The 12,630-nt window shown below is 34.3% G+C and carries 12 protein-coding genes and 1 pseudogene; 4 read left to right on the forward strand and 9 right to left on the reverse strand.

Features of this window, described 5'->3' with window-relative positions:
• The first annotated feature begins 74 nt into the window (after positions 1-74).
• Together nhaA and QLQ95_RS07510 are read left to right on the forward strand one after the other, a co-directional pair.
• A complete protein-coding gene (nhaA, locus tag QLQ95_RS07505) occupies positions 75-1,214 on the forward strand; it encodes a Na+/H+ antiporter NhaA (RefSeq protein WP_482503259.1) in 1,140 nt (379 codons plus the stop codon).
• Between the two features lie 182 nt (positions 1,215-1,396).
• Positions 1,397-1,657: pseudogene (locus tag QLQ95_RS07510) on the forward strand (c-type cytochrome); the annotation flags it as partial.
• Between the two features lie 80 nt (positions 1,658-1,737).
• Here the strand turns inward: QLQ95_RS07510 and proC are convergent.
• The 9 genes from proC to QLQ95_RS07555 form a co-directional block, all read right to left on the reverse strand.
• The gene (proC, locus tag QLQ95_RS07515) at positions 1,738-2,514 is read right to left on the reverse strand and encodes a pyrroline-5-carboxylate reductase (protein WP_095930297.1); all 777 of its coding nucleotides are present in this window, start codon (positions 2,512-2,514) and stop codon (positions 1,738-1,740) included.
• A gap of 111 nt (positions 2,515-2,625) precedes the next feature.
• A complete protein-coding gene (mgtE, locus tag QLQ95_RS07520; RefSeq protein WP_095930296.1) occupies positions 2,626-3,975 on the reverse strand; it encodes a magnesium transporter in 1,350 nt (449 codons plus the stop codon).
• Complete coding sequence (rsmA, locus tag QLQ95_RS07525; protein WP_095930325.1) at positions 3,959-4,744, reverse strand: 16S rRNA (adenine(1518)-N(6)/adenine(1519)-N(6))-dimethyltransferase RsmA; 786 nt, start codon at positions 4,742-4,744, stop codon at positions 3,959-3,961. The genes mgtE and rsmA overlap by 17 nt, the downstream gene beginning before the upstream one ends.
• A gap of 133 nt (positions 4,745-4,877) precedes the next feature.
• Entirely contained in the window at positions 4,878-5,189 is a 312-nt protein-coding gene (locus QLQ95_RS07530; protein ID WP_095930295.1) for a DUF4286 family protein, read from the reverse strand.
• Between the two features lie 126 nt (positions 5,190-5,315).
• On the reverse strand, positions 5,316-7,097 hold the full coding sequence (locus QLQ95_RS07535; protein WP_428238898.1) for a tetratricopeptide repeat protein: 1,782 nt from the start codon (positions 7,095-7,097) through the stop codon (positions 5,316-5,318).
• Positions 7,098-7,239: 142 nt separating this feature from the next.
• Positions 7,240-8,073, reverse strand: a complete 834-nt coding sequence (gene lgt, locus QLQ95_RS07540) for a prolipoprotein diacylglyceryl transferase (protein ID WP_095930293.1) — start codon at positions 8,071-8,073, stop codon at positions 7,240-7,242.
• 84 nt (positions 8,074-8,157) lie between these two features.
• Positions 8,158-9,429, reverse strand: coding sequence for a serine--tRNA ligase (gene serS / locus QLQ95_RS07545; protein ID WP_095930292.1), 1,272 nt, complete (start codon positions 9,427-9,429; stop codon positions 8,158-8,160).
• A gap of 159 nt (positions 9,430-9,588) precedes the next feature.
• On the reverse strand, positions 9,589-10,509 hold the full coding sequence (locus tag QLQ95_RS07550) for a hypothetical protein (RefSeq protein ID WP_428238899.1): 921 nt from the start codon (positions 10,507-10,509) through the stop codon (positions 9,589-9,591).
• Positions 10,510-10,587: 78 nt separating this feature from the next.
• Complete coding sequence (locus tag QLQ95_RS07555) at positions 10,588-11,127, reverse strand: DMP19 family protein (protein WP_095930290.1); 540 nt, start codon at positions 11,125-11,127, stop codon at positions 10,588-10,590.
• A 215-nt stretch (positions 11,128-11,342) separates the two neighbouring features.
• On the opposite strand from QLQ95_RS07555, the gene QLQ95_RS07560 reads away from it, so the two are divergent.
• Together QLQ95_RS07560 and QLQ95_RS07565 are read left to right on the forward strand one after the other, a co-directional pair.
• The gene (locus tag QLQ95_RS07560) at positions 11,343-11,846 is read left to right on the forward strand and encodes a hypothetical protein (RefSeq protein WP_428238900.1); all 504 of its coding nucleotides are present in this window, start codon (positions 11,343-11,345) and stop codon (positions 11,844-11,846) included.
• Positions 11,847-12,177: 331 nt separating this feature from the next.
• Complete coding sequence (locus tag QLQ95_RS07565; RefSeq protein ID WP_095930289.1) at positions 12,178-12,627, forward strand: protease complex subunit PrcB family protein; 450 nt, start codon at positions 12,178-12,180, stop codon at positions 12,625-12,627.
• The last annotated feature ends 3 nt before the right edge of the window (positions 12,628-12,630 follow it).

Here is a 12,630-nt window from a genome sequence, read left to right on the forward strand (position 1 = left end):
GTCAGATTTTTTTTTAACTTTGAAAGAATAAGGATTTTGCAATCCATCATATAAATCTTCAGAAAATCTTCCCAATGAAATTAACCAAGACTTTTAAAGCCTTTTTTGAAAACGAAAAATCGGGAGGAATTATCTTGCTCGTGGTCACGATTTTATCTCTTTTTCTCGCTAACTCTTCGATTCAAATTCCGTATGTTTCTTTTTGGGAAAAAGAATTTTCAGGACATTCTGTAACCGATTGGATTAATGACGGATTGATGACCATCTTCTTTCTTTTGATCGGTTTGGAACTGGAACGCGAGATTTATCATGGTGAATTATCCAATATTAAGAATGCTTCATTGCCTATAATGGCTGCTTTTGGCGGAATGCTGGTTCCTGCCGCAATCTTTTTGGTTTTAAATTACGGAACAACTACAAAAAACGGAGCTGGAATTCCGATGGCGACTGATATTGCTTTTGCTATCGGAATTTTATCGCTTCTAGGAAACAAAGTTCCTGCTTCTCTAAAAGTATTTTTAACGGCTTTGGCCGTCATTGATGATTTGGGTGCCATTATCGTGATTGCGATTTTTTATACCACTTCGATTTCATTTTTAAACCTCGGAATTGCACTTGGAATTTGGTGTCTTCTTTTTGTTTTAAACCGAATGAAAATTCACAATCTCATTCCGTATCTCATTGGAGGAGTTATAATGTGGTATTTTATGCTTAATTCTGGTGTTCATGCTACAATAACGGGTGTAATCTTAGCATTTGTTATTCCGTTTGGAGATGGTGGCGAGAAAACATCTTCATACAGGTTACAGCATTTTTTGCACCAACCTGTCGCTTTTTTTATTTTGCCTTTGTTTGCCATTGCCAATACTGCTCTAACGATTACCGAAAACTGGCATGAAGGCTTAAATCATGCCAATACTTACGGAATCATTCTCGGACTAGTAGTCGGAAAACCACTTGGAATTTTACTTTTCTCTTCTGTTGGTGTAACTGCAGGTTTGTGCACTTTGCCGAAAAATTTAAAATGGGCGCATATCTTAGGTGCAGGAATGCTCGGCGGAATCGGTTTTACAATGTCGATTTTCATTACCGTTCTTGCTTTTAAAAATCCTGAAATTATTGTTTTTTCTAAAATAGCGATTCTAATTGCTTCTTTCTTAGCGGGACTTATGGGATTTGTTTATTTGAAATACACGCTAAACAGATTGAAATAAAAATCCAATTTCCTTACGCTTGCTAAATGAAAAGAATTAGGCAAATACTTGCGATATCAATATCACTAATAATATTCCTTGTTGGTATTATTATTTATCAAATAAAATATAATCCACCAAACCCTAACTTAAATCCTCAAATACCCGTTTCGTTTTGCGGAACTCAAGCTTTTGAATTAACAGGAGATGCTTACAAAGGAAAAGAGATTTTTAATTCCAATTGTGCAGCTTGTCACAAACTAGACGCCAAGAGTACAGGACCTGCACTTAGAAATTTAGACTCGTTGGTTTTTGTCGAATGGATGTTAAGGAAAAACCATAAAATTGACAGTTTGAAAATTAAAAAGTTTGGAATTGATTATCACAGAATGACATTTAAAGATGTTCTCAATGAAGAAAATCTTTCTGACTTAATTGATTATTGTTCAAGAGTACGATATTGAACTTCAAAACAAAAAAATCCCAAAGTCCAGTTTGAAAATTGGAATTTGGGATTTTTAATATTTGGAATTTCTTTAAAAACCTAACCTTTAATTTGTTTCAAAGAAGTCTTGATTCCTTTTATTAATGACGAACTGAAACCATTATGCTCCATTTCATTTAAACCTACGATTGTACAACCTTGGGGTGTTGTTACACGGTCGATTAATTGTTCTGGGTGTACTCGTTCTTCTAAAAGCATTTTTGCCGCTCCTTTAACGGTTTGCGCCGCAATTGCTAAAGCGGTATTAGAATCAAAACCAATTTCGATTCCTGCCTGCATAGACGCGCGAATATAACGCAATGCATACGCAGTTCCACAAGCACCTAAAACGGTTGCCGCATCCATCAATTTTTCGTCGATTACAGGAGCAGTTCCTAAATCTTGGAATAAATCAACAATTGGCGAAGCGTTTGCTGCATATTTTTCTGGGAAAGAAATACAAGTTGCCGACTCTCCAAACTGTGCTGCAATATTTGGCATAATGCGAACAACTGGATATTCGTAGTTTGTTTTGGTTTGAAGCACATCCAAAGACAATCCGCTTACTGCTGAAGCAATTGTTTTGTTTTGAATAACGGGCAAAATTTCGGCCAAAACAGTATCTACCTGATACGGTTTTATAGTTAGAATTACAACATCGGCTTCTTGGATGTTGTGTTTATTATCGTTAGAAACAGCAATTCCATATTCAGATAAATATTGAATGCTTGCTATGTTCCTTCTTGTGACAGTAACTTGGTTGTTTTTCGAGAATTTAGCAATTCCCAAGGCAATAGAAACCCCAAGGTTTCCTCCTCCAATAATGTGTACTTTCATTCTGGTTGGCTTTAATTATTTGTAGCTGATAAACAGCGTTTTTTCCGCCTGTAAATTACGTAGATTTTAGAGATCTTAAATCACTGTAATCTACTAATTTGTGGCAAAAATCTAAAATCCAAGAATTAAGTTTGCTACTCCAAAGTAGAGCATAATTCCGAATACGTCGTTGGTCGTTGTGATAAACGGACCAGTCGCAATTGCGGGATCAATTTTATTTTTATTTAAGAAAAGAGGGACCAAAGTTCCTAAAGTCGCCGCAAACAAAATCACAACAATCATTGAAATTGAAATCGCAAATCCTACTAAATACTGCTGATACATGATAGAATGATAGCATAACAAAAGAAACGAAATGATACTTCCGGAAATCATTGAAACGGTAATTTCTTTAGTAAAATAAGCACGGCTGAAATCTTTAAGCGTTCCGTTTGCCAAACCTTGCACCACGATTGCCGAAGCCTGAACTCCGATATTTCCAGCAGTTGCCGAAAGCAAAGGAACAAAAATAATTAGTGTAGAATATTTCTGAAACGTTGCTTCATTGCCTTTTAAAACAAAAGACGCTACAATTTCGATCACCATCCCGATTAAAAGCCAAGGCAGACGCGCTTTGGTTAATTCGTAAACGCTGTCATTCGATTCAACGTCTTGGGTAATACCGGCAGCTAACTGGTAATCTTTATCGGCTTCTTCCTTGATTACGTCTACGATATCGTCAATAGTAATTCTTCCCACCAAACGACCTAATTCGTCAACAACCGGAATTGCCTCTAAGTCGTATTTCTGCATGATACGAGCGACCTCTACGTCTTCTGTATCAACATTTACAAAATTTAATTTTCGGATATAGACTTCACCAATCTGAGTTTTGGTAGAAGAAGTCAGTAAATCTTTAAGAGATAATCTTCCTTTTAAACGGTTTTCATCATCGACTACGTAAATAGAATGTACTCGAGATACATTTTCAGCCTGAATTCTCATTTCTTTAACGCAGGTCAAAACGTTCCAATTTTCATTCACTTTTACAAGCTCTTTACCCATCAAACCACCTGCAGTGTTTTCGTCGTAACGCAAAAGATCAACAATATCTTTGGCGTGTTCAACGTCTAATATTTCAGAGATTACTTCCGCTTTGATTTCCTGCGAAAGTTCTGCGATAATATCGGCAGCGTCATTGGTTTCAAGCTCGTCAAGCTCTTCTGCGATTTCCTTTGGTGAAAGTCGGCTTAAGATATTTTCACGCAGATCCTCTTCCAATTCAAGAAGAATCTCGGCTGTTTTATCACTATCTAAAACCTTAAAGATATAAGTTGCCTCGTCGAAATCTAATTCGTCTAAAATTTCGGCAATATCAGCATGGTGGAGATCATTAAGTAAAACTTCCAGTTCACTGTCGTTTTTCTTATTGATCAGCTCCTCAAGCTGGTGTATAAATTCTTTACTAACTTTGAACTCCATCGGTTTCTATTTTTAGAGTTAGTTCAATAAATTCATCGACGCTAAGCTGCTCCGGACGTTTATCAAAGATAGTGTCTTCTCGCAAATGGTCTGATAAATTTAATGTTTTCAAACTGTTACGTAATGTTTTTCGTCTCTGCTGAAAAGCGGTTTTTACAACTGTAAAAAATAACTTTTCGCTGCAAGGAAGACTGTAATCTTCCTTTCGGGTCATTCTCATCACACCCGATTTCACCTTGGGCGGAGGAATAAAAACGTTTTCATCAACCGTAAACAGATACTCTGTAGTATAGAAAGCCTGAGCTAAAACGGATAGTATTCCGTAGGTTTTCGAGCCTTTCTTTTCGCAGATGCGCTCGGCTACTTCTTTCTGGAACATTCCTGAAAATTCAGGAATCTGATGTTTAAGATCTAATGTCCTAAAAACAATCTGAGAAGAAATATTGTACGGAAAGTTTCCAATTATGGCAAACTGTTTGTCTTGGTAAACTTCATTTATATTATATTTCAGGAAATCCTGAGAAATAATCTTGTCTTTTAATTTTGGATAATGTGCATCCAAATATGCTACAGATTCGGTATCGATTTCTATAACATGTGTAGTAATTGGCTTTTCAAGCAAATACTTAGTAAGCACACCCATCCCTGGTCCTATTTCTAAAACCTCATCGTACCCTTTCAGACTTAAAGTGTCTGCAATAGCTTTTGCTACGCTTTCGTCTTTAAGAAAGTGCTGTCCTAAATGTTTTTTGGCTTTTACTTTTTCCATTTCATTTCTTGTTTGCCACGAGGCTGCAAAAGTATTCTTTTTTTGCCACAATCCCGATAGCTATCGGGACAAAGACACAAAGATTTAATTTCTTTTGACTGAATACTAATTACTGAAAACTGAACACTAAATATTAATGCTCAGAAACAACCTCTAATTCTGTTCTAAAAGAAAGCATTTTATCTGCAAATAAACCTAATGCTTCTCTATGAAACTCTGGTTCGTCTTCGATATAAAACTTCTCTAGAGTTTCCTTGCTGTCTGTTATGTATTGCACAGAATACGTAATTCCGCCCATTTCTTCTTCAACCAAAACTTTTACAATTCGCGCCGAAGAGAATTTATTAGTGGCCAGAATTTCTGGTATGTGCTTTTCTTGCATCCATTTTAACCATTGGTCATGAACGCTTTCGTGTATGTTTGTGGTAACGTTGTAAATAATCATTTTTTCTAAGGTTCTGAGATGCTAAGATTCTAAGGTTCTGAGTTTTTCCTCTTGCCTCTTAAATCTTTTCAAATCATCATTTTACTAATTTTTATTCTTGGAATTTGGAATTTAAAATATTGAAATTTATAAATTCTTATCCCCTCTTAACTCACGGTATTTTTTTCTAGCATCGACAAAATAAATACTGTCTTGATGATTAAAAATTACCTTTTCATATAAAGGCTTTGCCTTTTCTGGATCTTTTAGTTCGTCGTTATAAATTTCGGCTGAGAAAAACAGCGCTTCATCAACATAAATTCCGTCGCTGTGATTGTCTATAATCTGCTGGTATTGACTTAAAGCCGAAGCAAAATCTTTCTGGCTTTCGTAAACTTTTCCTAAACGCAATAATGTTACGGCTTCTATTTCTTGTCCTTTGTAGGTTTTTAAAATATTCTGAAACTGTGCAATCGCTTCTTGTTTTTTATTCTGATAAATTAAAAAATCTCCTTTCGCAAATTGTTTCAGCGCCACTTGAGTTGAATCGGCGGCGGTATTATCATTAATTAAAAGAAAATATTCTAAAGCATCGTTGGCGATTAACTGCGTATTGGCTGCTTTTAATTCTTTAAACTGTTTATTCGCCCATTCGAAATCGCCTTTATAATAACTGGTTTTAGCCGCTTTCAAACTCGCTTCGTGCGCCATTACATCATTCTTTAAATCCAATTGAATCTGCGAATAGTAAATAAGTGCCTGATTGTACTTTTCTTCTAAAAGCAGAATATCAGCCAGCTCCATTTTGGCATCGGCTTTTTGATATTCATTTAAATTTAATTCTAAAGCTTTTTTGACAACTGCCTTTCCTTCTTCTGTCTTTTTCAAATTAAAGGCCAGAAAATGGGCTTGAATGATTTGCAAAGATAAGGTAAAAGGACTGATTTCGTAAGTTGCCAATAATTGCTGCAATTCTTGATTGATAGCTGGATAATCTTTTTCCTGCGCTTTATCAATCTTGATTTGCATTAAATAGGCATTACACTGAATCAGTAAATCACGATCTTTTGTGTTTTGAAGAATAAAATTCAGAATTTCCTCAGCCGTATCGGTGTCTCCTTCATTCATCGCAAACTGACTCAAATTGACAATACTCATTAACGATTCTGGTTCGCGTTTGTAAATGGCTTTTTCCTGAATAAAGGCTTTTCCGAATTCTTTTTGCTGCACATAAAACCAGCTCAAATAATGATTCCAAAAAACGTCCTGATCTTTCTGGGTTTTCAAGATTAAGGCTTTTCGCATTGCATCTTTAAAAGTCGTATTATCGGTTTCTCCATTCATGAATCGCGACAGTTGCGTCTGAATCAAATTGGTATTCTGCGGATTTGTAAAAGATTCTGTCAATAACAAATCTATCATCAAATCGGTTTTACCTAACTGTCCATACAACATTCCGATCTGAAAATTGAAATTGAAGTTTGGCTGAATCTGCATTGCAGTCTGATACGCTTTTAAAGCATATTCTAATAATACTTTTTTCTCAAACGAACTCGCAACTCCATACACATCGTTTGGATTTACCTTTATTTTTTCGATTGCCTGTTCGTAGTAATTTTTAGCTTTCGAATCGTTTTTCTGCAACTGAAAATTATATCCTAATTCAACCAAGAAAACACCTTGTTTGTAACGATTGTAACGCTCTTGAATAGCTTTTTCGGCATTGGCAAACTGCTGTAATTGCTGATAGCAATCTACAGTTCGTAAAAAATACTGCGTATTGGATGGCGCACTTCTTAAAAGCTCTTCATAACTGATCTTAGCTTTATTAAAATCACCTTTATCGTAATAATATTGCGCCAGCTGCTCGTTTTGACCAAACGCCAAACCAGAACATAATAAAACGATTCCAATCAATATGTTTTTCATACTGCCTTTTTTATTTAGTTTTCAGCCTTTTTTTAGTTTTCAGTCGCAGTTTTTAGTTGCAGTCGCAATCGCAGTTTTCGATCATACTTCAACAGCAAACTGAGACTTTTTTAGTTTTTAGTAACTGTAAACTGAGACTTTTCTAGTTACTGTAAACTGAGACTTTCTTAGTTTTCCAAAAAATCAATCCTAAACCAATTAAAATAAATGGGATACTTAGAATCTGTCCCATATTAATTAGCATATTGTTTTCAAAAGCTTCTTGATTTTCCTTGAAAAATTCAATTATAAAACGAGCTGTAAATAATAAAGTTAAGAAAGTTCCAAAGATTAATCCTTGTGCACTTCTGATTTTTTCTGATTTGTACATATAAAACAGAATTCCAAAAATCAACAAATAAGCAAAAGCTTCATATAATTGTGTTGGATGTCGAGGAATTAAATCGTCTTTTTGGAAAACAACTCCCCAATTTCCGTTGGTTGGTTTTCCATAGATTTCAGAATTCATAAAATTCCCCATTCTGATAAAAGTACCCGTTACAGGAACTGCAACTGCCATTTTATCTAAAAGTCCTAAAAACTGAACTTTATATTTTCGGCAATACAAAATCATTGCCGTTATAACTCCGATCGATCCTCCGTGACTTGCCAAACCTTGGTAACCCACAAATTGATAAACTCCTTTTATTTTCTGAATCGGTAAAAGAATTTCTATCGGATGTTTCAAGAAATACTCCGGTTCGTAAAAGAAACAATGTCCAAGTCTAGCGCCTAAAACGGTTCCGACAATTACATAAATCAATAAAGTATCGAGATTATCTAGCGAAAGATTTTCTTTCTTATAAATATTTCTAACAATGTAGAAACCTAAAAGAATTCCGCAGGCAAAAAGAGCTCCGTAATATTTTAAAGGAAAACTATCTGTAATCCAGAAAATAACAGGATCTACGTTCCAGTTTAAAATTCCATTCATCATGCTCCGTTTTTTAATTTCTATAAATTAAGAAAACCTAACAGGTTTTAAAACCTGTTAGGTTTGTATCTTAAAAACTATCTTTTTTTAGTTTATAATATCAAATCCGCAGTAAGGACGTAAAACTTCTGGGATTACGATTCCTTCTGGAGTTTGGTAATTTTCTATAATTCCTGCCAAAACTCTAGGAAGCGCTAATGAACTTCCGTTAAGTGTATGCGCCAATTGATTTTTTCCGTCTTTGTCTTTGAAACGTAATTTCAAACGATTTGCCTGGAAAGTTTCAAAGTTAGAAACAGAACTGATTTCTAACCAGCGGTCTTGTGCTGTAGAAAACACTTCAAAATCGTAAGTCAAAGCAGATGTGAATCCCATATCGCCACCGCAAAGACGTAAAACTCTGTAAGGTAATTTTAATTCTTTTAAAATGTCTTTTACATGTTCTACCATTCCATCTAATGCTGCGTAAGAATTATCAGGATGCTCAACACGCACAATTTCAACTTTATCAAATTGGTGCAAACGGTTTAAACCGCGAACGTGTGCTCCGTAAGAACCTGCTTCACGACGGAAACATGGTGTATAGGCCGTATGCAAAACTGGCAATTCGCTTTCGTTTAAAATAACATCGCGGAACAAATTCGTAACTGGAACCTCAGCAGTTGGAATCAAATATAAATCATCAATTGTAGAATGATACATTTGTCCTTCTTTGTCTGGTAATTGTCCAGTTCCAAAACCTGAAGCTTCGTTTACCAAATGCGGAACCTGAACTTCGTTATATCCTGCAGCAGTATTTTTGTCTAAGAAATAGTTAATCAAAGCACGTTGAAGCTTTGCTCCTTTCCCTTTATAAACAGGAAATCCTGCCCCAGTAATTTTTACACCCAATTCAAAATCGATGATATCGTATTTCTTTACCAATTCCCAGTGTGGCTGTGCGCCTTCATGCAAAGTCGGAATATCTCCTTCTTGGAAAACATTCAAATTATCATCTGGCGTTTTTCCTTCAGGAACAATATCTGCTGGAAGGTTTGGTAATGTGTATAATTTATTCGTCAACTCAACAGCCAAAGCTTCTGCTTTTTCGCTCAGTTCTTTGCTTTTTTCTTTTAGCGAAACTGTTTTTTCTTTTAAGATTGCGGCTTTCGCTTTCTCTCCAGCTTTCATCAATTCACCAATATCTTTGGACAATTTATTAGATTCTGATAAAGTATTGTCTAATTCCACCTGTGCAGCACGACGATTTTCGTCTAATTGAACCACCTCTTCAACAACGCTTTTAGCATCGATATTTCGTTTTGCTAAAGCTTTGATTACTTTCTCTTGATTTTCTCTAATAAATGCAATTTGTAACATAGCTTGATTTTTATAACTATTGTATTTTTTATAACGGAAGCAAATTTAAGGAAATGTTTGTTAACAATAGGTCAAAGTTTTGCAGTAAAACCGAAATCTCCTATAAACACCAAAAGCACCGTAAAAGTGCCCTTGATGTTATTTCGCTTTTTTTGAATTTTACTCCAGAAAACGATGCCTGTCGTCTCTATGAAAAGCGTATTCTCTGCCGTTATACTTGATTTTTTCTAATTCTTTTTTAATTTTAAGGTCACTTTTTTCTTCAATTCCGTTTTCAGCATCACTTTCGAACGCTTCTTCATAAGAAAATTTTTTGGTTATGATCAAATCAAAATAACCGTTTGTTTTATGATCCGAAAAGCTCATGCCGGTTTCTAAAGTTTCTACTTGAAAAGTTCCGCTTCCGTTAGAATCGCCATTCGTTAATCGAATTGGATATTCGTATAAGACCTTTTTAATTTCATTGTCAGCCAAAGTAATCAGTGTAAATTTCTTCTCAGAATACAAAACAATTCTACTGCTTGCGCTTGCTTCTGTATAAAAGGCAATTGCGGGAGTATTTTCGTTTAAAAAAAACAGATCTTTCAAAATATGCGATTTTGAAAACTGAATGGCTTCATTATCGTAATAACCTAGATTTTCATCAAATTCTTCGGCAATTATGCTTCCATCTTCCCGATTTACAAACAAGTATTTACGTTGGAAATAATTTCCCATTTCTTCGTCATCTCGAGATTTCAATACTTTTTTATCGTGCGCAACAGTTGTCAGAACAAAAAAAGTGGTTTGATTATCGTAATCGATAGAACTTGATTCGGCAATTTTAATATCTGAATATTTGATTTTTAAGTTTGATGCCACTATGGAAAGTAGCTGCAGATTCATTTCTTTAGAATCTTCGATCTCATCCAGATTTTTAAAAATGAGTTTTTTTATTGGTTTTTTATTAAGAGCAAGATGTGCTTGTGTTTCCGAAAGCAGTTCCTGATACTGAACTTCGGCATCGTTTGGAACCTTTTCATTTTTCCCGCAGGAAAACAAAAACATCAAAACGCTGCTTAAAAGAATCGTTTTTTTCATAGGTTTCGATTTGTTAGAAATTTTAGGGCATTCCAAATATATAATTTTCTTACAAACCACAGCAAAAAAAACAAAAACTTAATCTCTCTTAATTTCGTGTCCTATAAACTCTTCTAGTGTAGCAAACATTTCTTCTACCGAAAGCACTTCTGTATCGGGATGCGATTTTAAGAATGCAGCATTCAATTCGGCCAAATTTTCATCCAATTCAAAATAAGCATTGTTGTTTAGCAAATCTTTGAAAGCGTTTGGAGCATCGTATTTCTCTTTTAGAAATTTCCCTAATTTGATTGTACTCTGCAAACGCAGCTTGCGGCATTGCTCTTTAAACAATTCCAAATGCTTTTCTGCGCCAATTAAAGCCAAACCTTCTTCAATTAATTCGTTCAATTCTTTATTCCATCCAGAATCATACACGAACTTCGAGAAATTTCCTTCCGCATACTTTGAAGCGTAAAAATCTAAATAGTAACTCATTAAAGCATCTTCGTGAATCAAGTCGTCGTCTATCTTTTCTTCACGCATTAAATTGATTACTGAAATATTCGAATTGACAACGTCTTGCGGATTTTCACTATTCGCTGCAGTTTCTGAAATTATGATTTTACCGAATTCCATTTGAGTTTTTGTTTAAAAGATTGTGATGCAAAGTTGGGAGAAATAATAATATAAATTACATTTTTTTGCATGTTTCCTAGCTCATCAAACTTTAATTTCGTCATTCCTAAATAGAAAAACTGTATTTTAGCACTATCTGAAACTCTTCTGCCAATTAAAAACTTCCAAATAAATACATCTCAAAAATGTATTGTTAAAATGCTCCATAGATTAAAATGAAAAAGATAATACCGACTCTTATTAGTTCTTTTGAAAATAATGACCGTACTAATTTTGAAAAAACATTTACTTATTTGGAAGAAGTTGGAAAAATACTGCCTCACTCCAAAATTTGTTTCGATCTTTTAAAAAAGTTGAATTTTCAAACTTCAAATTCAGAATCAGAAGCTTTAATAACAGCATTACATAAAATACAATTTGCTTCTAACACCACTAATAATTTTTACTTCTATTTTCCTCTGGTCAGTCATATTTTGTATTACAAACCTATGTCCGAAAAAGAAATTTTAAAATATTTAATCGGTCCAAACTTTGCAAATGGCACATCGGAAGTCGAAGAAATGATAGACATGATTAATGGCTCTATGAAGTACAAGCTAAACGAAAATCAAAACTACCTCAGCAAAGAAAGCCAAGATTGGATTACCAACGAATTACCAAAATTGAAAAATGAAGTACAACGCGAAATAGATATTTGCTGGAAAGAACTTGAAAACTAAAATTTATGGCGATAAACTTGGATCAGAATGATGGCAAAGTCGTTGAATTTTGGCATGAAAGCGGAGAACTTTATTACACAAATAAGTCGTTTCAAACTTATATAAGAGAACAAATGCTAATATGATGAGAACGGTATGAAGTAAAATAAAACCTTTTGCATCATATTTATTTGCTATTGAGCACAATCTTTCTTCAAAATTAGCGTTATCTTTATCTAATAAAAGATGCAGATAAAACTAAACACCTTTTACGCAACTATTTGAACATAAATGCATCTGTTTATATAGAGAAGGCTTAATACAAAAAGTCTTTGCAACCAAAACCAAAACCATGAAAAGGATTATCCTAATATTTAGCATATTGCTAGCTTTAACGAGTTGCGAGAATGATGACTTACCAAATTCTGACGTGCAATATTCGTTAATTGCTAAAGGAGATTCTTTTCCAAATGATGAAAGTCTTGCACCAATACATTTGATTATTAAAGACCAAAAAGCTTGGGATAAATTAATTGCAGAAATGAATGTTTCTACCAATTTGTCTAAAGATTTTAAAGAAATTAATATTGATTTTAGCAAATATCAAGTTATTGCTGTTATAGATAAAACTCAAAATACAGAAGGCCATTCGATCGATATTGTTGAAATTACCGAAAATCGAAATACGATAATTGTAAAAGTAGAAAGACTAAAAAGCGGCAATAGCACTTTAAAACTATCAAGACCGTACGACATTATCAAAACAGATAAGACAGACAAAAAGGTTATTTTTGAGCAATAATCT

It is taken from the genome of Flavobacterium sp. B330r, from assembly GCF_056824325.1.

What these genes read in the sequence shown, in the direction of transcription:
- nhaA (WP_482503259.1), top strand. Translation starts at nt 75, where the DNA reads ATGAAATTAACCAAGACTTTTAAAGCCTTTTTTGAAAACGAAAAATCG.
- proC (WP_095930297.1), bottom strand. Translation starts at nt 2,514, where the DNA reads ATGAAAGTACACATTATTGGAGGAGGAAACCTTGGGGTTTCTATTGCC.
- mgtE (WP_095930296.1), bottom strand. Translation starts at nt 3,975, where the DNA reads ATGGAGTTCAAAGTTAGTAAAGAATTTATACACCAGCTTGAGGAGCTG.
- rsmA (WP_095930325.1), bottom strand. Translation starts at nt 4,744, where the DNA reads ATGGAAAAAGTAAAAGCCAAAAAACATTTAGGACAGCACTTTCTTAAA.
- QLQ95_RS07530 (WP_095930295.1), bottom strand. Translation starts at nt 5,189, where the DNA reads ATGATTATTTACAACGTTACCACAAACATACACGAAAGCGTTCATGAC.
- QLQ95_RS07535 (WP_428238898.1), bottom strand. Translation starts at nt 7,097, where the DNA reads ATGAAAAACATATTGATTGGAATCGTTTTATTATGTTCTGGTTTGGCG.
- lgt (WP_095930293.1), bottom strand. Translation starts at nt 8,073, where the DNA reads ATGATGAATGGAATTTTAAACTGGAACGTAGATCCTGTTATTTTCTGG.
- serS (WP_095930292.1), bottom strand. Translation starts at nt 9,429, where the DNA reads ATGTTACAAATTGCATTTATTAGAGAAAATCAAGAGAAAGTAATCAAA.
- QLQ95_RS07550 (WP_428238899.1), bottom strand. Translation starts at nt 10,509, where the DNA reads ATGAAAAAAACGATTCTTTTAAGCAGCGTTTTGATGTTTTTGTTTTCC.
- QLQ95_RS07555 (WP_095930290.1), bottom strand. Translation starts at nt 11,127, where the DNA reads ATGGAATTCGGTAAAATCATAATTTCAGAAACTGCAGCGAATAGTGAA.
- QLQ95_RS07560 (WP_428238900.1), top strand. Translation starts at nt 11,343, where the DNA reads ATGAAAAAGATAATACCGACTCTTATTAGTTCTTTTGAAAATAATGAC.
- QLQ95_RS07565 (WP_095930289.1), top strand. Translation starts at nt 12,178, where the DNA reads ATGAAAAGGATTATCCTAATATTTAGCATATTGCTAGCTTTAACGAGT.